General features: G+C 73.3%; 17 protein-coding genes. 8 read left to right on the top strand and 9 right to left on the bottom strand.

Translation table 11 applies throughout. The features are described 5' to 3' along the window. Positions 1-5 precede the first annotated feature (5 nt). On the top strand, positions 6-1,508 hold the full coding sequence (locus ACIHAR_RS24050) for an AMP-binding protein (protein WP_365459737.1): 1,503 nt from the start codon (positions 6-8) through the stop codon (positions 1,506-1,508). A 294-nt stretch (positions 1,509-1,802) separates the two neighbouring features. On the opposite strand, the gene ACIHAR_RS24045 is transcribed toward ACIHAR_RS24050, so the two are convergent. Both ACIHAR_RS24045 and ACIHAR_RS24040 read right to left on the bottom strand, forming a co-directional pair. Further along, entirely contained in the window at positions 1,803-2,315 is a 513-nt protein-coding gene (locus ACIHAR_RS24045; RefSeq protein WP_400021684.1) for an EF-hand domain-containing protein, read from the bottom strand. A gap of 335 nt (positions 2,316-2,650) precedes the next feature. Next, the gene (locus ACIHAR_RS24040; RefSeq protein ID WP_365459743.1) at positions 2,651-3,031 is read right to left on the bottom strand and encodes an STAS domain-containing protein; all 381 of its coding nucleotides are present in this window, start codon (positions 3,029-3,031) and stop codon (positions 2,651-2,653) included. A gap of 338 nt (positions 3,032-3,369) precedes the next feature. Between ACIHAR_RS24040 and ACIHAR_RS24035 the strand changes: the two genes are divergently transcribed. After that, positions 3,370-3,951 carry a sigma-70 family RNA polymerase sigma factor gene (locus ACIHAR_RS24035; protein WP_365459746.1) on the top strand — a complete coding sequence of 194 codons (582 nt, stop codon included), beginning with the start codon at positions 3,370-3,372 and terminating at the stop codon, positions 3,949-3,951. Continuing rightward, complete coding sequence (locus tag ACIHAR_RS24030) at positions 3,948-5,378, top strand: maleylpyruvate isomerase N-terminal domain-containing protein (protein WP_400021681.1); 1,431 nt, start codon at positions 3,948-3,950, stop codon at positions 5,376-5,378. The genes ACIHAR_RS24035 and ACIHAR_RS24030 overlap by 4 nt, the downstream gene beginning before the upstream one ends. A 100-nt stretch (positions 5,379-5,478) precedes the next feature. Here ACIHAR_RS24030 and purU read toward each other — a convergent pair whose 3' ends face one another. Together purU and ACIHAR_RS24020 are read right to left on the bottom strand one after the other, a co-directional pair. Beyond that, the gene (purU, locus tag ACIHAR_RS24025) at positions 5,479-6,363 is read right to left on the bottom strand and encodes a formyltetrahydrofolate deformylase (protein WP_365459752.1); all 885 of its coding nucleotides are present in this window, start codon (positions 6,361-6,363) and stop codon (positions 5,479-5,481) included. Positions 6,364-6,529: 166 nt separating this feature from the next. Next, entirely contained in the window at positions 6,530-7,033 is a 504-nt protein-coding gene (locus ACIHAR_RS24020) for a hypothetical protein (RefSeq protein WP_365459755.1), read from the bottom strand. A 117-nt stretch (positions 7,034-7,150) separates the two neighbouring features. Between ACIHAR_RS24020 and ACIHAR_RS24015 the strand changes: the two genes are divergently transcribed. Continuing rightward, positions 7,151-8,467: an ABC transporter substrate-binding protein gene (locus ACIHAR_RS24015; protein WP_365459758.1), complete on the top strand. Its 1,317-nt coding sequence runs from the start codon at positions 7,151-7,153 to the stop codon at positions 8,465-8,467. A 17-nt stretch (positions 8,468-8,484) separates the two neighbouring features. Here ACIHAR_RS24015 and ACIHAR_RS24010 read toward each other — a convergent pair whose 3' ends face one another. Then, positions 8,485-10,272 carry a hypothetical protein gene (locus ACIHAR_RS24010; protein ID WP_400021678.1) on the bottom strand — a complete coding sequence of 596 codons (1,788 nt, stop codon included), beginning with the start codon at positions 10,270-10,272 and terminating at the stop codon, positions 8,485-8,487. Between the two features lie 202 nt (positions 10,273-10,474). Further along, positions 10,475-11,860 carry a transcriptional regulator gene (locus ACIHAR_RS24005; RefSeq protein WP_365459764.1) on the bottom strand — a complete coding sequence of 462 codons (1,386 nt, stop codon included), beginning with the start codon at positions 11,858-11,860 and terminating at the stop codon, positions 10,475-10,477. 321 nt (positions 11,861-12,181) lie between these two features. Here ACIHAR_RS24005 and ACIHAR_RS24000 point away from each other — a divergent pair, with 321 nt between their 5' ends. The 3 genes from ACIHAR_RS24000 to ACIHAR_RS23990 all read left to right on the top strand — a co-directional run bounded on the left by ACIHAR_RS24000 (position 12,182) and on the right by ACIHAR_RS23990 (position 15,335). Next, entirely contained in the window at positions 12,182-12,844 is a 663-nt protein-coding gene (locus ACIHAR_RS24000) for a bifunctional DNA primase/polymerase (protein ID WP_388752627.1), read from the top strand. A gap of 113 nt (positions 12,845-12,957) precedes the next feature. Then, the gene (locus tag ACIHAR_RS23995; RefSeq protein ID WP_365459767.1) at positions 12,958-13,749 is read left to right on the top strand and encodes an ABC transporter ATP-binding protein; all 792 of its coding nucleotides are present in this window, start codon (positions 12,958-12,960) and stop codon (positions 13,747-13,749) included. Further along, the gene (locus ACIHAR_RS23990; RefSeq protein ID WP_400021674.1) at positions 13,746-15,335 is read left to right on the top strand and encodes a transporter; all 1,590 of its coding nucleotides are present in this window, start codon (positions 13,746-13,748) and stop codon (positions 15,333-15,335) included. The genes ACIHAR_RS23995 and ACIHAR_RS23990 overlap by 4 nt, the downstream gene beginning before the upstream one ends. A 574-nt stretch (positions 15,336-15,909) precedes the next feature. Here ACIHAR_RS23990 and ACIHAR_RS23985 read toward each other — a convergent pair. Together ACIHAR_RS23985 and ACIHAR_RS23980 are read right to left on the bottom strand one after the other, a co-directional pair. Next, positions 15,910-16,878, bottom strand: coding sequence for an alpha/beta fold hydrolase (locus tag ACIHAR_RS23985; protein ID WP_400021672.1), 969 nt, complete (start codon positions 16,876-16,878; stop codon positions 15,910-15,912). Positions 16,879-17,583: 705 nt separating this feature from the next. Beyond that, positions 17,584-18,276, bottom strand: a complete 693-nt coding sequence (locus ACIHAR_RS23980) for a metal-dependent transcriptional regulator (RefSeq protein WP_020130217.1) — start codon at positions 18,274-18,276, stop codon at positions 17,584-17,586. A 409-nt stretch (positions 18,277-18,685) separates the two neighbouring features. Between ACIHAR_RS23980 and ACIHAR_RS23975 the strand changes: the two genes are divergently transcribed. After that, entirely contained in the window at positions 18,686-19,441 is a 756-nt protein-coding gene (locus ACIHAR_RS23975; protein ID WP_400021669.1) for an SIS domain-containing protein, read from the top strand. A 39-nt stretch (positions 19,442-19,480) separates the two neighbouring features. Here the strand turns inward: ACIHAR_RS23975 and ACIHAR_RS23970 are convergent, their stop codons facing one another. After that, positions 19,481-20,896 (bottom strand): PAS domain-containing protein, encoded by a 1,416-nt coding sequence (locus ACIHAR_RS23970; RefSeq protein WP_400021667.1) that lies wholly within the window; start codon positions 20,894-20,896, stop codon positions 19,481-19,483. Between the last annotated feature and the right edge of the window lie 81 nt (positions 20,897-20,977).

Below are 20,977 nucleotides of genomic sequence, written 5' to 3'. Positions count from 1 at the left end.
TCGCCGTGACCGACACCGCCCACGCCCTGAGCGCGTCCCGCACGCTCTGGGACCTGCTCGCCCGCCGCGCCGCCCTCACCCCCGACCGTCCGGTCCTCCTCCAGGGCGACCGCGTCCTGACCTTCGGCGCCCTGCGCGAGCGCGCCGAACGCACCGCGGCCGGCCTGTACGAGAGGGGCGTACGCCCCGGCACGGTCGTCGCCTGGCAGCTCCCCACCCGCCTGGAGACGGCCGTCCTGACCTTCGCGCTGGCCCGCCTGGGCGCCGTGCAGAGCCCGGTCATCCCGTTCTACCGCGACCGCGAGGTCGGTTTCGCGCTGCGCGAGTCCAGGGCGGAGTACTTCGCCGTGCCGGGTGTCTGGCGCGGCTTCGACCACGGCGAGATGGCGCGGCGACTGGGCGCCAAGGGCGTCTTCGAGGCCTACGACGACCTCCCGGACGGCGACCCGGCCGTCCTGCCCGCCCCGCCCGCCGACGGCACGTCCGTCCGCTGGATCTACTGGACCTCCGGGACCACCTCCGATCCCAAGGGAGTGCTGCACACGGACCGTTCGCTGATCGCGGGCGGCTCCTGCCTCGCCCACGCGCTGCGCCTCTCCGCCGACGACGTCGGCTCCATGGCCTTCCCCTACGCCCACATCGCCGGCCCCGACTACACCGTCATGCTGTTGCTGTACGGCTTCCCGGCGGTGATGTTCGAGCACTTCGCGCTGCCGGACGCGCTGACCGAGTACCGGCGGCACGGGGTGACGGTGGCGGGCGGCTCGACGGCGTTCTACTCGATGTTCCTCGCCGAGCAGCGCAAGCGGCCGGACACGAGGCTGATCCCCACCCTGCGCCTGCTGGCCGGCGGCGGGGCTCCCAAGCCGCCCGAGCTGTACCACTCCGTCGTCCGCGAGATGGGCGTACAGCTCACCCACGGGTACGGGATGACCGAAGTCCCGATGATCACCATGGGCTCGCCCGACGACACCCCGGAGAACCTGGCGACGACGGAGGGGCGGCCTCCGGAGGGGATGCGGATCCGCATCGTCGACGGCGAGGTGCGCCTGCGCGGCGAGGCGGTATGCAGCGGCTACCTGGACCCGTCCCAGACGGCGGAGGCCTTCGACGAGGAGGGCTTCCTGCGCACCGGCGACCTCGGGCACCTCACGGACGAGGGCCATCTGGTCCTCACCGGCCGCCTGAAGGACGTCATCATCCGGAAGGGCGAGAACGTGTCGGCGAAGGAGATCGAGGACCTGCTGCACACCCACCCGGCCGTCGGGGACGTGGCCGTGATCGGACTCCCGGACGCGGAGCGAGGGGAACGGGTCTGCGCGGTGGTCGAACGCGCGGAGGCGGGCCGGCGGTTGACCCTGGAGACGGTGACGTCCTACCTCCGCGCGAAAGGCCTCTCCCCGCACAAGCTGCCGGAACAGCTGGAACTGGTGGACGCGCTGCCCCGCAACGAGACGCTGCGGAAGGTACTGAAGTACAAGCTGCGGGAGAGGTTCTCGGAGGGGTGAGGCTCCTCCGCCCACAGCGGAGATGGCCTCTCACCCCACCGAGCGGCCCTCAGACGGGCGGGCAACGCCCGCGGAATCCGAGGCGAACCGAGCCAGGCGGGCGGGCGAACACCCCCGGGACCCGGGGCGAAGCCCCGAAGAAAGGCGACTCCCCACCCGACCGAGCCAGGCAGGCGGGCGGGCGAACTCCCCCGGGGCCCGGGGCGGAGCCCCGAAGAGAGGGGACTCCTCACCCGACCGAGTCGGGCGGGCGGGCAACGCCCCCCGGGGGCCGGGGCGGAGCCACGAGGAGGGCTACTCCGGGACAGTGAAGTAGCGGGCGAACGCCGGGACGATCTCCGCCTCGCCGACCTTCCCGTCCGCGTCGGCGTCGAGGGCCGCGGCGGCTGCCCGGGCGGTCTCCTCGGTCGCGCCGAGGGCCCTCAGGCCCCGTACGGTGTCCTCGACGGTGGCGCGGCCGTCGCCGTCGGCGTCGGCGATGTCGAGCGCGGCGTGCAGGAAGGGCCGGGCGATCTCGGCGAACCGGTCGGGGTTGTCGCGCAGGCGCTTGACCGCGCCGTGGACGAACTCGTCGCGGGTGATGCGCTGGTCGCCGTCCCGGTCCGCGATCCCGGCCATGCCCTGCCAGAACGCCTCCGCACCGGCGTACAGGGCCTGCCCCTTGTCCGACCGGGCCGGCGTACCGAACTCGGCGAGCAGCGCCTTGGCGGCGGCGCCGAAGTCCTCGCGGTCGATGTAGCCGTTGCCGTCCTGGTCGAAGGTGGCGAACCGGCCGGCGATCCTGCGCTCGTACTCGCTGCTGACCATGTCTCCTCGGGCCGCCTTACATCTCGCGTGGGGGTGCTTCCGCCAGGGAGCGTACGACGCCGACGACGCTCCGGCAGCGGGAAGGTGACGGTTGTGCCAAGACCGGGGGAATTTCGGGACAGGCGTGTGGCCGAGCCGTGATGTGATCCACCGTCGGACACGGAAGCGGTGGTGGCGCGTGTCACAGCGGTGCCGGCAACGCTGCCGGGCGCCTGAGGGAGTTCGCCGCGGCCGAAGGCACGCCGAAGGGTCCGGTCGGCACGCGTTCCGGCACGGTTCTGGCATATGCGGCTATTTTCCGGCGCAGTTCGGGCGGGCCGCGGGGCCGATCCCGTCTACGCCGACAGCGGCTCCGTGCCGTCGTCCACGGCCTCCGCGACATCGCCGTAGACGTCGAAGAGCCGGCGCACGCCCAACGCGCCGAGGACCCGGTTGACATGGGAGTCCTCCACGGCACCGCGCGCCGGAAGGATCAGGCGCAGGCGGCCTTGGCAGGATCGGATGAGGCGACGGGCGGCGATGAGGACGCCGACGCCGCTGGAGTCGCAGAAATGCACCTCGGAGAGGTCGAGGACGAGGTCGTGGCGGCCCTCGGCCACCGCGTCGTGGACCCGCTGCCGCAACAGGGGCGACGTCACCAGGTCCAGCTCGCCCGACACATGGAGCACGGCCCATTCGCCCCGCTCGCCGCCGGTCACTTTGAAGGCCACCACCACGCCCTTCGCTCGCCGTAAACGGAAGCCGTCCCTTCGCTTCCTTGCAGCGCGGCTGCCCAGCGGCGTTGCCCCGAAACACGGGGCGGAAAACGGACGCTTGAGGAAAGAGGCTTGTTCCAGTCGTATTCAGTCCTGTTCGATCACTGTCGATCAGGACTGAATAGACACGATCGGGCCTGATCAATCGTCCCCACGGGTAGGCGAGGCCTATACCACCCCCCGACGGGCAGGGGGCGCACATTGGAACAAAGGGGCGTGCGGTGCCGGACGTGCCGACTACATTCGAGCTGACGGTGGACGCACGCTGGACGCGGACAGGAGCACGGTGAGGGGGCCGTATGGCGAAGAAGGACGCACCGCCCCGCTGGGACCGCAAAATGCAGCAGCGGCTCGCGCGCGGCGAGGCGGCCGCTCTCGGCGAGCTCTATGACCGATTCGCTTCGCTCGTGCACGGTCTCGCCCACCGCGTGCTCGGAGATGAACGAGCCGCCGACGGCATCACCCGCGAGGTCTTCGCCCACGTCTGGGAGCACCCCGACGCCTACGACCCCCGGCAGGGCCCCCTGCGCACCTATGTGGCCGCGCTGACCCACCACCTGGCCGTGCGGAAACTGCGCGCCACCGAGACCGCGGCCCTCGCCCACGGCGGCCCGGGCACCGCGGAGGAACTGGAGGACAAGGTCCGTCACGCCTCCGTCGCCGCCCGCGCCGACTACATCGTCCAGTCCATGCCGGCCCCGCTGCGCGCCGCCCTCGAACTGGCGTACTTCCAGCGCCGTGACTACCGCCAGACCGCCGTGGACCTCGGCGTGACCGAGGACGAGGCCCGCCGCCGCCTCCGCCTCGGACTGCAACTGCTGTCCACGGCCCACGACGCCGCCGCGCCCGGAGCGCCGCCCGGCTACGGAGGTGCGGCATGAGCGGCCCGGATCGCTTCGGGGCGTACGGCGAGGGCCGGGGCGACGGCAAGGACGAGGAAGGGGAGTTCCCGACCCGGGGGACGGGGGCGCCCGGCGGTCCGCCCGACGCCGAAGGCGGCGACGCCGACAGCGGCCACCACCACGACGGCCGCACCGGCCACGGCGACGACCACGGTGACGGCACCGGCGACGACACCCCTGCGCGCCCGCTCCCCGTCCCCGGCCGGACCCCCCGCATCCCCACTCCCCGCGCCTCCGTGGAGGACGGCGGACTGCCGCTGCCGGATTTCGTGGACCCCGCGCCTCCCCGGCTCGAGCACCCGGTGCTCAAGTCGCTGCTGGGCGCGTGGGCGCTGGCCGCCTGCTCGGCCGAGGAGACCGCCGCCGTCGAGGATCACCTCGGCGGCTGCGGCGCCTGCGCCGACGAGGCCCGGCGGCTGCGCGAGGCGGTCGGCCTGCTCCAGCGGCCCGAGAGCCTCGACCTCGACCCCGGCCTGCGCACCCGCGTCCTGGACGGCTGCCTGGACCGGCGCCCGCCCCGCATCCCGGTTCCCGGGTGGGCGATGCCGTACGACGCCGAGACCGCGCGCCTGGACGCCCTGCTCCAGGACTTCGGGGACGCCGAGTGGCACGCGCCCGTCCGGCTGCGCTGGTTCCGCGGCGAGGGCGGGGTGAACCGGCGTACGACCGTCGCCGGCGTGATCGCGCATCTGCTCGCGGTGGACGGTCTGGTCGCCGTCGCGCTGGGCCTTGACGACCCGCTCGCCGGCGACAGGCCCGGCGACAAGCCGGCCGGGACGCCCGCCGAGCGCACGGAGGCGTTCTGGGAGGCCTCGCACTTCCCGCCGACGCGTTCCGTGCGGGGGCCGTGGCGGGAGCAGGCCCACGCCCTCGTCCGCACGGTCTCCTTCACCGGCGCCGGCCCGGGCACCCTGCCGGTCTCGTACGGCGACTTCGAACTGCCGCTGCGGGACGCGCTGCTCGACCGGGCCTTCGAGTGCTGGGTGCACGCCGAGGACATCGCGGAGGCCGTGGACTACCCGTACGCGCCGCCCGCGCCGCGCCACCTCCACGACATGATCGACCTGGCCGCCCGCATGCTGCCCGGCGTCCTCGCCGAACGCCGCCGCGCGGGGCTCACCGCACCGGTGTCCAGCCGGCACCTGGTCGCCGCCGGACAGCCCGGCCGCAGCCTGCGGCTGGAGATCGAGGGGCTGGGCGGCGGCGAGTGGCTCATCCCGCTGGACTCCCCCGGCGCGGTGGGCTCCGCCGACCACCAGGTCGCCCATGTCGCCCTGGACGACGTGGAGTTCTGCAAGCTGGCCGCGGGCCATGTGTCACCGGAGGAGGCCGCGGCCGGTCAGGTGGGCGACCGGGCGGCGATCAGGGAGGTCCTGTCCGCGGCGGCGTCCCTGAGCCGGATGTAGCGGGGGGTCGGAGCCGAGGCGCGGCGCGGGGCCGTCGTCGTGCGTGCGGATCCGCGGTGGGGGCGCGAGCGGCGCCCGGGCCCCGCGGACCGGCGACGGCCTACGCGAAGACGACCGTGCGCCGCCCGTTCAGCAGGATGCGGCGTTCCGCATGCCACTTCACGGCCCGCGCCAGCGCCTGGCACTCCACGTCCCGGCCGACCGCGACCAGTTGGTCCGGTGTGACGTCGTGCCCCACCCGCTCGACCTCCTGCTCGATGATCGGCCCCTCGTCGAGGTCGGCGGTGACGTAGTGCGCCGTCGCGCCGATCAGCTTCACGCCCCGCGCGTGCGCCTGGTGGTACGGCTTCGCGCCCTTGAAGCTCGGCAGGAAGGAGTGGTGGATGTTGATGATCCGCCCACTGAGCTGCTTGCACAGGTCGTCGGAGAGGACCTGCATGTAACGGGCGAGGACCACCAGCTCGACGTTCTCCCCGCGGACGATCTCCAGGAGTTGCGCCTCGGCCTCGGGCTTGTTGTCCCTGGTCACCGGGATGTGGTGGAAGGGGATGTCGTACGAGGCCACCAGCTCGGCGAAGTCGGTGTGGTTGGAGACCACCGCCGCGATCTCCACCGGCAGTGCGCCGATGCGGGCGCGGAACAGCAGGTCGTTCAGGCAGTGGCCGAACTTGCTGACCATCAGGACGATGCGCATCTTCTCGTCGGCCCGGTGGATCTGCCAGTCCATGTGGAAGGAGTCACCGATCGCCGCGAAGCTCGCCCGCAGCTTGTCCACGGTCACCGGCGCCTCCGCCGAGAAGTGGACGCGCATGAAGAACAGTCCCGTGTCGTGGTCGCCGAACTGCTGGCTGTCCTCGATGTTGCAACCGGTCATGAAGAGGTAGCTCGACACGGCGTGCACGATGCCCTGCTTGTCGGGGCAGGACAGGGTGAGGACGTACTGGTCGGCGGGGGTGGCCGCGGCTCGGGTGGACTGCTCACTCATGCAGGACAGGGTCTCATGACGGTACGGGCCCGGCGGAACCCCGTCCGCAGGGCGGACCGGTGGCGGGCGCCCTCATCGGCCCCGTGGGCCCTCGCGGTTCGACGCCGACTCGGACCCGTGAACCCGCGCGCTCGACGCGGACTCGGACCCGTGGACCCGTGCGGTCCTACGCGGACCTCGTGAGGATCCGCAGCACCTCGAGGGTGCGCGGCGGCGCGTCCGGGTCCTCCCCGTCGGCCACGGCCATGCGGACGTGCGCGTCGCGGGCCGCCCGCACCGCCTCCGGCCACGCCTGGTGGTCGAGGTAGGCGGAGACCGGCGCGTCCGGGCCGACCTGGTGCATGATCCGCAGCACCCGCAGCACGGCCGTGTCGACGAGCGCCGCCTCCTGGGAGTCGCGGAATATCGTGCCGACGTACTTCTCCGCGGACCAGTTGTCCAGCCAGGTGTCCTCGACCAGGCGGTACACGGCGTCGGTGACGTCGCCGTACCCGTCCACGCCGGCCAGCCAGACGTCCCGCTGGAACACCGGATCGGAGAGCATGTGCAGCGCGGAGCGCACATTGCTGCGCCAGCGCCACCACGGCATGTCGTTGAGTGGCATGCCGCCCATGGTGGATGAGCGACGGCCGCGACGGGAAGAGTTCTCCGAACCTTGTTGCACGGTCATCGATCGTACGTTCCGCGTCCCCGGCGCCTCAGCCGCCCCTGCAATTCACCTGCACGTCACCGGCCGTTGACCGAGGGTCACTCCCGGGTTATCGATGTGACGGAATCGTGTGTGCCCATGACCGGCAGGCGACGTCCGCGAAGCACCTTCCTCCCCAGGTTCCTCCGCAGCAGCAGATCTGCCAGAGCCACCGCCCTGTCGGCGGGAGCTCTGGCGGCGTGTGCGTCACTCGCCGCCGGATGCGGGATCGTCCCCGGTACCACGGGGGGTTCCGGGGACGATCCGATCGTCGTCATGACCTGGGCCCCCGAGGGCACGGCCGCGACCAACAAGCCCGGAATGCCCGCCTTCGCCCGCGCCTACGCCCGCTGGGTCAACGCCCACGGCGGGCTGGGCGGCCGCGAACTGACCGTCCTGACCTGCAACGACCACAACGACACCGTGGACGCCGCGCAGTGCGCCCGCCGCGCGATCAAGGAGGGCGCGGTCGCGGTCGTCGGCTCCTACAGCCAGCACTCCGAGTCCTTCCTCCCGCACCTGGAGGGCGCCGGCATCCCCTACATCGGGGGCTACGGCGTCACGAACGCCGAATTCACCAGCCCGCTCTCCTACCCCGTCAACGGCGGCCAGCCCGCGCTGCTGGCCGGTCTGGGCAGGGAACTCTCCGCGGTCTGCGGCCCCGTCTCGCTCGTCCGCCCCGACACCATCGCGGGCGACGCCCTGCCCGTCATGCTCGACGCCGGGCTGAAGGCGGGCGGGCACGAAGCCGCGGACGACCAGCGGGCGGCGGAGGACGCCGCCGAGTACTCCGCGCAGGCCGAGACGGCCCTGGAGCACGCGGCCGGAGACACCGGCGAGAAGGGGTGCGTGGTGCCCGCGCTCGGCGACCGGACCCGCACCTTCATGGACTCCTTCCGCCGCAGCCGCGGGGACCACCCCGCCGTGCGCACCGCCACCGTGCTCGGCAGCGTCGACCAGACGGTCATCAACTCCACCGGCGGCGCGTCGAGTCCCTTCGAGGGGGCGTACGTCACCGGCTGGTACCCGGTGGCGAGCGACACCCGCTGGGACGCGATGAAGAAGGTCATCAGCGAGCAGGCCTTCTCCGACACCCGGATCGACGCGGCGGACACCGGGGTGCAGACCACCTGGATCGCCTACACCGTGTTCCGGCAGGTCGTGGAGTCGCTGGGCGGCGGCGAGGTGACCGCCGACAGCGTGCGCGACGCGCTGGACGACGGGCTGAGGATCAGCACGGGCGGGCTCACGCCCGAACTGCGGTGGGGGTTCACCGACAAGCTCGCCTCGATCGGCTTCCCGCGCCTGGTCAACGCCGACGTCACCCTCCAGACGGTGCGGAAGGGCCAGCTCGTGGCCGCCAAGAACGGCTTCGTCGACGTGACGAAGACGCTGGAGAACGCGGACGTCGACTGAGCGGCGCCCGCCTCACGTCAGAGCTGGGTCGGCTGGCGCTGCGTCAGGCCGTACGTCTTCGCTATCTCGTTCCACAACTTCGCGGCCTGGGTCTTCTGGGCGCTGGCCGTGCCGCTCGCCCGGTTGCCGGCCTGCGTCTGGGCCGTGGTGCGGGCCTGGCCCTTCCTGCAGTTCTTCTTGTCCCCGGCGACCTGGTCCGCCCAGGCCGCGTAGTGGTTGTCGGCGGACGCCGAGGCCTGCCACGCCTTGGTGAGGGCGGTGGTCAGGGCGGCGTGGTTCGGGAGCTTGTCGACGCTCAGCCCCGACAGCTTGGTCACCAGCTCGTTGCGCTGCTTCGCCGCGTCCCGCAGGTCCGAGGCGGCCTGCGCGAGGTTGCCGCACTTCTTCACGTCGGCCACCGCGCTGATCACACTGGCCCGGCTGCTGCCGCTGTCGGCGAGCAGCTTGTCCAGCGCGATCGCCTGCTGTTCGGCCGGATCGGCGGCGGACGCCGACGGGGAGGCCTCGGTGGCGGGAGCGGACGCGGCGACGGTCTTGTTGTCGTCGCCCTGGTCGCCGCCGCCTCCGCCGGCGAGCAGCGCACCCGCGCCGATCCCGACGACCGCGATACCGACCCCGACCGCCGCGAACAACGGCAGCCGCGACCCGGTACGGCCTCCCCGGCCGCGCCCGTGATCGTCGTCGTCCCGTATCGCGCGCGAGGGCCGGGCGGGGCCGCCGGTCCCGGCACCGTGACCGCCGTGGCCGCCGCCGTGAGGGCCGCCGTGTCCGGCACCGTAACCGCCGTGTCCGGCGGCGGCTCCCGGCTCCGCGAACCGCGGCAAATGCTGCGTGGAGGCGGCCGGTCCGTCACCCGCCGGCCCGTTCCTGAAGAGGTTCTCGAACTCCGCGGGCGGCTGCCGCTCCCCGTCGCCCCCGCCGTACGGCGTACGGCCGGTCACCGGCGGGATGTACTGCGTGGCGTCGGCGTCGGGGTGGGACGCCCCGGGCAGAGGGCCGCCCGCGCCCGGGTAGGAGGGGTCACCCGGGTACGCCGGGGCACCGGGGTGCGAGGGAGCGCCCGGGAAGGAGCCGGCGGGCCGGGCACCGGCGCCCGGCATCGGGCCCGGGCCTCTCTGGGCGGTGCTGCCGAGGAAGTGGGTCGACTCCGACGGGGTTTCCGGGGGCAGGGCGCCCGGGCCGACCGGCGGCAGGTACTGCGTCGCGCCCTCGTCCACGGGGGCGGCCGTGACCGGCGGTATGTACTGCGTCGCGCCCTCGTTCACCGGCGTGGCAGGGACCGGCGATATGTACTGCGTCGCGCCGTCGTCCACCGGCGTGACAGGGACCGGCGATATGTACTGCGTCGCGCCGTCGTCCACCGGCGTCACAGGGACCGGCGATATGTACTGCGTGACGCCCCCGTCGGCGGGCGGCGGCAGGGGCGCGGACGGGGCGCCGTGCCCGTACGACGACGGGGCCGGGGCGCCCTCCGGCGGCAGCGGGGCGCCGCCCGGGCGGGACGCGGAGCCCCACCCGTCGGGGCCGGTCGGCCGCGGAGTGTGCCACCCCTGCTGCTCCGTCGGCAGCGGCCAGCCCTGGCCGGCGGAGCCCGGCTGCTGCTGTTCCGGGCCCCACGGCTGCCCCCAGGTCTGCCCGCCGGGCGGCGCGGAGGCGGGCGGCGCCTGCTGCCCGTACTGCTGCCCGCCGTCGTGGGCACCGCTCCTCATGCCCGGCAGCAGGGGTTCCCCGCCGTCGGAGGGCAGCACGATGCCTTCGTGCGCGGGCCGCGCCGAGGGCTCCTCGCCCTGTCCACTCTGCGTCACCGGGACTCCTACTGATGGGGGACCTTCGGAATCGTCGGCTCACGCTACCGGGTCCCCGGAACCCCGTGCCACGCACCTCAGAACGTGAGCTCCCTCCCAAATGCCTCCAGTGACGGAACCGGAGCGCCGTGCGCTGTGTCCGCCGGGCCATCGCGCGACCGCGGCCGGTGCCCCGGCCGTCGACGCCCGGTGGCCCGTCCTCTCACGCGGCGGCCTGCAGCTCCAGGCGCGCCCCGAACTCCCTGACCACCGGCTCCTCCCGGAACGGCTCCAGCCGCTGCTGGAGGTCCTCCAGGTACTCCGCGCCCCGGTCGGAGCGGAGGGTCTCCAGCAGTTCCACCGCCTTCAGACCGGTGGCGCAGGCCTGTTCCACCTCTCGCTGCTGCACCTGCGCGGTGGCCAACAGCACATATCCGATGGCCCGCCGCCGCGCCCGGCTCTCCGGGTGCCCGGCCAGGGACTGCTGCGCGCACCGCGCCGCCGCCTCCGCCTGTCCCAGGTCGCGATGGCAGTGCGCCAACTCGTCGGCCAGGTAGGCCTCGTCGAAGTGCGCGATCCACGCCGGGTCGTCCCCGGAGGACGGATCGGCCGCCTCCAGCGCCGACAGCGCCCGCCCCGAGGCCAGTTGCGCCGCCCGCGCGTCGCCCATGAGCGCGTGTCCGCGCGCCTCGGCCGCGTGGAACATCGCCTCGGTCCGCGGTGTCACGCGCCCCCGCGCGCCCTCCTGCGCCGCGCGCGCCAACTGGGCGATCTCCCGCGGGTTTCCGAGCTGGGCCGCGAGGTGGCTCATGGAGGCGGCGAGCACATAGCCGCCGTAACCGCGGTCGCCCGCCGCCTGGGCGAGGCGCAGGGCCTGGATGTAGTAGCGCTGGGCCAGGCCGGGTTGGCCGGTGTCGACGGCCATGTAGCCCGCCAGCTCCGTCAGGCGGGCCACGGCCGCGAACAGTTCACGCCCCACAGACTCCCGGTAGGAGCCGGCGAGCAGCCCGGAGACGACGCTGTTGAGGTAGTGCACGACGACCGGACGCACATGTCCGCTGCCGTACTGGTGGTCCAGGTCGACCAGCGCCTGGGTCATCGCCCGCACGGCCGCCACGTCGGACAGGCCCACCCGGGGACCCGCCGAACGCGCCACCTGGGCGTCGGGTGAGGAGATCAGCCAGTCGCGGCTCGGCTCGACCAGCGCCGAGGCGGCCACGGACGACCCGGAGAGGAAGTCCCGGCGGCCCACGTCACTGCGCCACAACTCGCAGACCTGCTCGATGGCCCCCAGCACCGTCGGCGAGAACTGGAGACCGACACCCGACGCGAGGTTCTTGCCGTTGGCCATGCCGATCTCGTCGATCGTGACCGTACGGCCGAGTTTGCGGCCCAGGGCCTCGGCGATGATCGCCGGCGCACGGCCCCGTGGCTGCTGCCCGCGCAGCCAACGGGCCACGGAGGTCTTGTCGTAGCGCAGGTCGAGGCCGTGTTCGGCGCCGCACATGTTGACGCGGCGGGCGAGTCCGGCGTTCGAGCATGCCGCTTCCTGGATGAGCGCCTGCAGCCGTTCGTTGGGCTGCCGCGCGACGAGAGGCCTTGCGGCCATGGCACTACCCCCTGTGTCCTGGCGGCTCGCCTTCGGCTCGCTCGCCATGTGACTGCGGTGCCTTCCCGCGCACCGAGTTGACGTGTCTTCCACCGATTGGTTCCGGCCGTGAAGATCAATGCCCCGCGAACAGGGCGAAAATGCGAGGCATGCGCGGATTGCCGGGGTAAAGGCGGAAGCCGACCCCCAAGCGTGACTACCCGCTCCCGCGCTCATTCCTCCCGCGCGCCCCCAGCCATGCACCCATGCGCCCCGGCCGGTGAACGGATGCTCTCCCCCCGCGCACACGGGCGTGCGTAACCCCTGGTGACGCCCAGAGTTGTGCTCATCGTGGAAGAGACCATCGTGGGCACCGAAGCCACCCAGATCCCGAAGCAGCGCGGGAATTCGCTGCTGGACACCGCTGTGCGCTACGCCGAGGAGCGTCACTGGGACGTCTTCCCCGGCACCTGGCTCGAAGCCGTCGACGGCGTGCAGCGGTGCTCCTGCGGCGACGCGGCGTGTCCGGCGCCCGGCGCGCACCCCTCACGGGAGGACTGGGCGACGCAGGCGACGGGCAGTGCGACCGTCGCGCGCCGGATGTGGCAGAAGCAGCCGACGGCATCGATCCTGCTGCCCACCGGGCGCACGTTCGACGCGATCTCCGTGGCGGAGACGGCGGGTTTCCTGGCGTTGGCACGGATGGAGCGGATGGAGTTGACGCTGGGGCCGGTGACGTTGACGCCGGACCGCCGGATGCACTTCTTCGTCCTGCCCGGCGCGGCGGTGAAGGTTCCGGATCTGGTGCGCAAGCTCGGCTGGTCTCCGGGGTCGCTGGACCTCGTGGCGTTGGGCGAGGGCGCGTACGTGGCCGCGCCGCCCACGCGGTTCGGGTCGCGGGGCGCCGTGCAGTGGGCCTGCCGGCCGACTCCGGCGAACCGGTGGCTGCCGGACGCGGAGGAGTTGATTTCGCCGCTCGCCTATGCGTGCGGCAGGGACCGGTAGGGGCGCCCCCCGGCCCCGGGGGCGCTCGCCGTCGGCGGGTGCGGGTCGTGCGTGATGGCTCGCGCAGTCCTCGCGCCCCTTTCGGCGCGCCCGGCCCGCCGTAGGGTTCGGGCATGACCTCGGAAGCAGTCGTGGGTGCCGCCGCCGTACGGGTGCGTGGGCTCTGGAAGCGGTTCGGGCAGCAGGTCGCCGTGGCCGGGATCGATCTGGATCTGCCGGCGGGGAAGTTCATCGGGCTCGTCGGGCCCAACGGGGCCGGAAAGACCACCACGTTGTCGATGGTGACCGGGTTGCTGCGGCCCGACCAGGGGAGCGTCGAGGTCGTCGGACACGACGTGTGGCGTGATCCGGTGGAGGTGAAGGCGCGGATCGGGGTGCTGCCCGAGGGGCTGCGGCTGTTCGAGCGGCTGTCCGGGCGCGAACTGCTCGGGTACAGCGGCCGGTTGCGCGGGCTCCCCGGCGACGAGGTCGACAAGCGGGCCGCGCAACTTCTCGACGTCCTCGACCTGGCCGGCGCCCAGCACAAGCTCGTCGTCGACTACTCGACCGGCATGCGGAAGAAGATCGGCCTCGCGGCGGCGCTGCTGCACAACCCCGAAGTGCTCTTCCTCGACGAGCCGTTCGAGGGCGTCGACCCCGTCTCCGCGCAGACCATCCGCGGAGTGCTGGAGCGGTACACCGCGTCCGGCGCGACGGTCGTCTTCTCCTCGCACGTCATGGAGCTCGTCGAGTCGCTGTGCGACTGGGTGGCGGTGATGGCGGCGGGCCGCATTCGCGCCCACGGGCCCCTGGCGGAGGTCCGCGGGTCCGCCCCCTCCCTGCAGCAGGCGTTCCTCGAACTCGTCGGTGCGCGGGGGCGGGACGCCGGCTCCCACCTCGACTGGCTGGGCGGCGGCTCCCGGTGAGCGGCCTGACCTCCACCGTCGTACGGCTGAAGTGGTCGCTGCTGCGCAACGGGCTGCGGCAGTCCACGGGACGGCGGGCGGCGTACGTCGCGTCCGCGGTGGCGACCCTGCTGTTCGCCGCGCTGCAGTTGGCCGGGCTCATCGCCCTGCGGGGGCACGCGCACGCCGCGTCGCTGGTGGTGCTCCTGGTCGCGGTCCTGGGGCTGGGGTGGGCGGTGATGCCGCTGTTCTTCCCCGACGGTGACGAGACGCTCGATCCCACCCGGCTGGTGATGCTGCCGCTGCGGCCCCGGCCGCTGGTGCGGGCACTGCTGGCGGCGTCCCTGGTGGGCATCGGACCGCTGTTCACCCTGCTGATGCTGCTGGGCTCGGCGATCGCCGTGGGCCACGGGGCCTTCGCGTACGGAGTGGCCGTGGTCGCCGTCGTGATCGGGCTGCTGGTGTGCGTGGCGCTCGCGCGGGCGGTCGCCACCGCCAACCTCCGTCTGCTGACCAGCCGGAGGGGCCGCGATCTCGCGGTGCTGAGCGGGCTGGTGATCGCGATCGGGGCGCAGGTCGTCAACTTCGGGGCCCAGCGGCTCGGGACGGCCGGGCTCGGGCAGCTCGATCCGGCGGCGGGGGTGCTGGCCTGGGTGCCGCCCGCGTCCACGATCGGCGCGGTGGACGCGGCGAGCGAGGGAGCGTACGGCGTCGCCGTCGCGCGCCTGGTCGTGAGCGCGGGGGCGCTCGTGCTGCTGGTCGCGCTGTGGGCGCGGACACTGACGCGGCTGATGACCGCGCCGGACGGGTCCACCCTCCAGGCCGCCGAGCCGGCCGCACGGGACCGGCGGACCTCGGCGGGCCTCGGCCGGCTGCTGCCGGGAGGGCGCACCGGCACGGTCATGGAGCGCAGCCTGCGCTACGTCTGGCGCGACCCGAAGACGAAGGCGGCCTGGGTGACCTCGCTGGCCATCGGCCTGATCGTGCCCGTCTTCAACGCCTCGCAGGGCACCGGCTCGATCTACTTCGCCTGCTTCGCCGCCGGGATGCTCGGCATCCAGATGTACAACCAGTTCGGGCAGGACACGTCCGCGTTCTGGATGGTCGCGATGACGATCTCGTCGCGGCGGGACGCGTACGCCGAACTGCGCGCCCGGGCCCTGGCCCTGCTGGTGATCACCCTGCCGTACACGACGCTGGTGACCGTCCTGACGACGGCGCTCCTCGGCGCCTGGGGGAAGCTGCCGGAGGTGCTTGGGCTGTCCTTCGCACTGCTGGGCGCGATGCTGGCCACGGGCGCCTGGACCTCGGCCCGCTTCCCGTACTCCATCCCGCAGGAGGGCCACAAGAACGTGGCCCCCGGTCAGGCCGGGCTGGCCTGGATCGCGATCTTCGGCGGCATGGTCGCCTCCGCCCTCCTGTGCGCTCCCGTCATCACGGTGACGATCTGGCTGAACGTGAGCGAGGGCGGGGAGGCGTGGAGCTGGGTCCTGCTGCCGGTGGGCGCGGCCTACGGAACCGCGATCACCTGGCTGGGCCTCCGCCTGGCGGCACCCCGAACAGCGACCCGGCTGCCGGAGATCCTCACAGCGGTGAGCAAGGGGTGACGGGCGCCGCGGGCGGAGGCGTGCGGGACGGCTGACCGGCGCGGGACGGGCGCACGCGGGCGGGGGCCGCGGGCGGCGGTGCGGGGACGACCGACGGGCGCCGAGGACGGGCGGGTGCGGGACGGCTGACGGACGCCGAGAGCGGACGGGCGCGGGGCGACGGACGGGCACCGAGGACGGACGAGTGCGAAGGGCACGCGGGCGGAGGCGTGCGGCCCGCTCAGGGGCACGGGGAACGGCACGAGAACGCACCGGACGGGGTGCGGAACGCGACGGACAGGCGCGGCGCGACGGACGGACGCCGACGACGGACGAGTGCGAAGGGCACGCGGGCAGAGGCGTGCGGCCCGCTCAGGGGCACGGGGAACGGCACGAGAACGCACGGACGGGGTGCGGAACGCGACGGACAGGCGCGGCGCGACGGACGGACGCCGACGACGGACGAGTGCGAAGGACACGCGGGCAGGGGCGTGCGGCCCGCTCATGGGCACGGGGAACGGCACGAGAACGCACGGACGGGGTGCGGCCGCCGACGCACCGCGCCCACGCGGACGGGAAGGCGCCCGGCCCGGCCTCACACCGTGAGCACCGCGTCCAGGAACGGCTCGACAGCCACCCGCCAGGCCTCCGGCTGGTCGTAGTGGACGAGGTGCCCGGCGTCGGCGACCTCGGCGTACTCCCCGCGGGGCAGGACGCGGACCATTTCCTGGGCCTCGGCGCGGCCGAGTTCGCCGTCGAGGCCGCGGACGACCAGCGTGGGGCACTGCACCTGGGCCAGTTCCTCCCAGTGGGCGTCGTAGACCCAGGTCTCGCGGGACTTCAGCATCTGCTCGAGTTCGAAGACGGGCCGCCAGCCGTCGGCGGACTCGTGCATGACCTCGGCGTAGAACTCGCCGCGCGCCGGGTTCGGGCGCTCCACCCAGGGGTCGTCCTCGCCGAACCACTTGCGGACGTCGGCGAGGGTGGCGAAGGGGACGGGCCAGGACTTGAACCAGTCGGCCCACTCGCGCTGCGAGGCCGCGCCGAGCGCGGAGGCCCGCATGTCGCAGATGATCAGCCCGGAGACCAGGTCGGGGCGCTTGGCGGCGAGCTGCCACGCGGTCAGGGCGCCCATGGCGTGCCCGATGAGGACGGCGGGGGCGAGGCCGAGCTGTTCGAGGGCGGCCTCGGCGTCCTCGACATACGCCTCGCGGGTGAAGGCGGCCTGTGGGGGCTTCTCGCTCTGGCCGTGGCCGCGCTGGTCGAGGGCGACCGCGCGGTGCCGTTCGCAGAGCCAGCGGGCGGTGGACGCCCAGTGCGAGGCCCGGCCCATCAGGCCGTGCAGTAACAGGATGCCGGTCGGCCGGTCGGGGTCGGCCGGCGCCGCCAGTCCACCGGCCGAAGCCGTCGGTTCACCGGCCGACGCCGTCGGCTCCCCCGCCGACTGCGCCGGAATCGTGGGTTCCGACCCGTTGTCCGACGGGTCACCCTTGGGCGGGTCGCCGAACTCCCAGGCCGCCAGGCGTACGCCGCCCGCCCCGGTCACGTCGATGCGTCGCGCCATAGCTCCTGGCACCCCCTAGCTCCACTCGGACCCCTCGCTCCCACTCGAAGCGGCCGGTCCGGTCACGCGTCGTGTCTGCCCTCGTACTGATGTGCTGCGCACTGCCTTCAGTCATCGCGCGCCGCGCGTGATCCGTCACACGCGGGCTCACTCACCCGCAGATTATCGAATGCCTATTCGAAAATACGCCTCTCCCCAGCCAACACCCCTCGTTCGAGTGACCTCGCTCAAGGAATGATCGCCGCCGCCGAGGGGAGATCTTCAGCGGGAGGCGGACCGCTCGGGGAAACCGGTCCGTCGGGAATGACCCTGAGAGCTCGGGGCTCCGGGTCAGAACAGGGGAGGACAGGCCCCGGTGCCGAACGGCACCGGGGCCCTCCCTTCGTCTGCGGCACATCATCCCGCCCCCTCAGGTCATATGCCTCACGCGACAGATTGGCACGCGAAGCGGCGCAGCGCTGCGATTCCGCGCAGGGAATCCCCGATCCGACGACATCGACGCCGCGCCTCAACTGCACCGCGGGTCGCAGGAGTTGAACAAGGCTCAGTCTTGAGACCGCCCCCCGGCGGCTCCGAAACGGCTCCCCAGCAGCTCTATAGCGGCTTGGGGGGCGACCCCGAAACAGGCCGGGAACGGCCGCGAACCGGCCTCGAACCGACCTTGAACCGCCTTCGGCCTGTCTCGATCCGCCGCGGAGCAGCGGCTCAGCGCTTGGCGACGAAGACGTGCGAGGCGACGTCCGACTCCAGTTCGGCCGCCTCACCGCCGCTGCCCACCAGCACACCCCCGGCCGACTCCGTGACGCTCACCACGGAACCGGGCTGCACGCCGGCGCGGCGCAGCGTGTACATCAGCTGCGCGTCGGTCTGGATCGGCTCACCGATCCTGCGGACGACGACCGTCTTGCCCTCCAGCCCCGGGTCGAGGTCGGCGAGCGAGACCATGCCCTCGTCCAGGAACGGGTCGGCGCCGTCCTTCTCGCCCAGCTCCTCCAGGCCCGGGATCGGGTTGCCGTACGGCGACTCGGTCGGGTGCCGCAGCAGCTCGAGCACGCGGCGCTCGACGGCCTCGCTCATCACGTGCTCCCAGCGGCAGGCCTCGGCGTGCACCTGCTCCCACTCCAGGCCGATCACGTCGACGAGAAGACACTCGGCGAGGCGGTGCTTGCGCATCACGCGCGTCGCCAGCCGGCGACCCTCGTCCGTCAGCTCCAGGTGCCGGTCGCTGGCCACGGAGACCAGGCCGTCCCGCTCCATGCGCGCCACCGTCTGGCTGACCGTCGGCCCGCTCTGGTCGAGCCGCTCGGCGATCCGGGCACGCATGGGGACCACACCTTCCTCCTCCAGCTCGAGGATGGTGCGGAGATACATCTCCGTGGTGTCGATCAGTCCGGACATACGTGCCCCTCGATGAGTGTGCCGAAGGCTCGACGGCTCTCCGGCGCGTGCGCTGGCCCTGTCTTCAATTCTGCCGGATACCACTGACAAGCGTGCCGCGCCGTCGAAACCGAACGGTTACGGCGAGGACCTAGGCCTCGATCAAGGCCTCGCCGAGGAGACCCGGCGAGAGCCGGGGCGGCCTCCGGCGGCCGTCCGGCGGCTTGCTCGGGCGAGGGCCGGCCCAGGTGAGGGCGGTGGCGAGCGTCCGCCCAGGGCCGCCGGCGGGTGCCCGGGGCCGCCGGCGGGTGCCCGGGGCCGTCGGCGGGTGCCCGCGTGTGGGTTGCGTCGTGCCGTGTTGACAGGGCTCTGGTCCAGACCGCACCGTGATCCCGACACGGACACCGGACACGGCAGAGGGGCCCTTCGGATGAGCGACCGCACGCCCGCCGCCCAGTTCTTCGACGCCGCGATCGGCCTGCTGCACCGGGTCCGCGACGAGGAGGCCCGGGCCATCGAGGCCGCGGGCGGCATCCTCGCCGACACCGTGGCCTCCGGCGGCCGCCTCTTCGCCTTCGGCGCGGGCCACTCCTCGCTGGCCGCGCAGGACGTCGTCTACCGGGCCGGCGGCCTGGCCCTGATGAACCTGCTCGCCGTCCCCGGCGTCGTCGGCGTCGACGTCGTGCCCGCCACCCTCGGCTCCGCCCTGGAGCGCGTCGACGGCCTGGCCGCCGCCGTCCTGGACACCTCGCCCGTGCGCGCGGGCGACGCCCTCGTGATCATCTCCCTGTCCGGCCGCAACGCCCTGCCCGTGGAGATGGCCCTGAACGCACGTGCCCTCGGTGTGAAGGTCATCGGCGTGACGTCGGTGGCGTACGCCACGCAGACCACGTCGCGGCACGCCTCGGGGACGTTCCTGAAGGACCACTGCGACGTGGTCCTCGACTCCAAGATCGCCGTGGGCGACGCCGAACTGACCCTCGACACCGTCCCCGTGCCCTTCGCGCCGGCCTCCACGGTCGTCACCACCGCCCTGCTCCAGGCCGTCATGGCCACCGCGGCCGCCGCCCTCGCCGACCGCGGCATCGAGCCGCCCCTGCTGCGCTCCGGCAACGTGGACGGCGGACACGAGTGGAACGGACGGATCATGGACGAGTACGGGGACCGGATCTTCTACCGGCGCTGACCCACACGGGCACGGGCCCCACACGGGCACAGGCCCCGCTCAGGCGTCCTCGCCGCGCCCGACCACCCCGGCCAGGTCCAGCGCCGTCGCTATGCGCACGGCGACGTCCTCGGCGTACGTCGCGTCGGACCGCTCGAACGAGGCGCGCGCCGAGCCGCGCAGAAATGTCACGACGCCCAGGGTGCGGCCCCGGCTGCGCAGCACGGCGCACAGGGCGTGCACGGTGTCCTCGGGCCACTGACGCGCGCGTGCCCACTCACGGGAACGGTCCGGCGCCACGCTCCCGGCCGACGCGCGCACCGAGCCGGCGCGGGTCACGCACTGCAGGGCCGGATGCCCCTCGGCGTAGCGCACGGGCAGACCCGCGTGGCCGCTCAGCGCGCTCGGGCCGGGCCCACCCGAGGGCGTCGCCGCCACCCGCACCAGCCGGGGCGGCGCCACGGAGTCGCCGTCGGCCGCCGGAACGCCCGCGACGCGGTCGATCACCGCGTGATCGGCGAAGCCGGCGAGCGCGAAGTCCAGGTGGACCGTGGCCGCCTCCGCCGGGTCCTCGCACTCGGCGGCCGCACGGGAGGCACGGTGCAGCTGATTGGCGCGGAAGCGCAGCGAAGCGGCCTCCTGCTCGCTCTGCTTGGCCTCCGTGACGTCCTGGAAGAGCCAGCCGACCCCCAACGGCACCGGTTCCTCGGCCAGCGGCGAGGCCAGCCGCAGGAACCCGCTCCGCCAGCAGCGCCGTCGCTCGCCCTCCGGGGTGCGCACCCCCACCCACATCTCGGCGGGCGCGGGCGGCGCGCCCTCGGCGAGGACATGCGTCAGCGCGTTCTCCAGCTCCTCCACACCGCGCGTGAGCAGCTCGCCCAGCGGACGGCCCAGGACCGCCGTACGGCCCGTGCCGAGCGCCCGGGCGGCGTGCGCGTTGACCACGGCGGGGCGCAGGTCGGCGTCGACGAGGACGACGCCCCAGGACGCGTCCTCGAACAGCGCCTCGCTGAGCGCGATGGAACGCTCCAGATCGATCTGGGCGTGCACCTCGCTGAACGCGCAGTACAGGCCGGCCGGTTCGCCGTCCGGGCCGCGGACCGCGGCGGACTGGGTGCGCACGAGGACCCGCCCGCCGTCCTTCGTCACCAGGGCGAACTCGTGTACCTGCCGGCCGGGCGCCCGCGTCGCGGACATCAGACGGCCCTCGACCTCCTCGGCGTCCGCCTCGCGCACCGCCCACCCCGTGAAGCCACGGCGGCCCACGGCCTCCTCCGCGGTCCAGCCGAGGATGCGCTCGGCCTCCCGGTTCCAGTGGGTGACGACCCCGTCCGCGTCGAACGCGCACAGGGCCGCGTCCATCCCGTCGAGCAGCGCGGCGAGCAGATCCGAGCCGTCCGGGCCGACCGGCCCGGCCCGCTCGGGCTCCTCGGGCCCCAACTCGTCGGTGGTCCCACTACGCCGGGAAGCACTCACCTGGACCCCCTGCAGGTTCGCTCACTTGCCCTCATTCAACTTGAACGTGACGCAGCCCACATATGGTTCCCGCAAGATTGC

Origin of the sequence: Streptomyces sp. NPDC052016 (assembly GCF_044548445.1) — a bacterium.
GTDB lineage: Bacteria > Actinomycetota > Actinomycetes > Streptomycetales > Streptomycetaceae > Streptomyces.
Note: the sequence above shows the minus strand (reverse complement) of the source record. Positions and strands in the feature narration are given on the sequence as shown.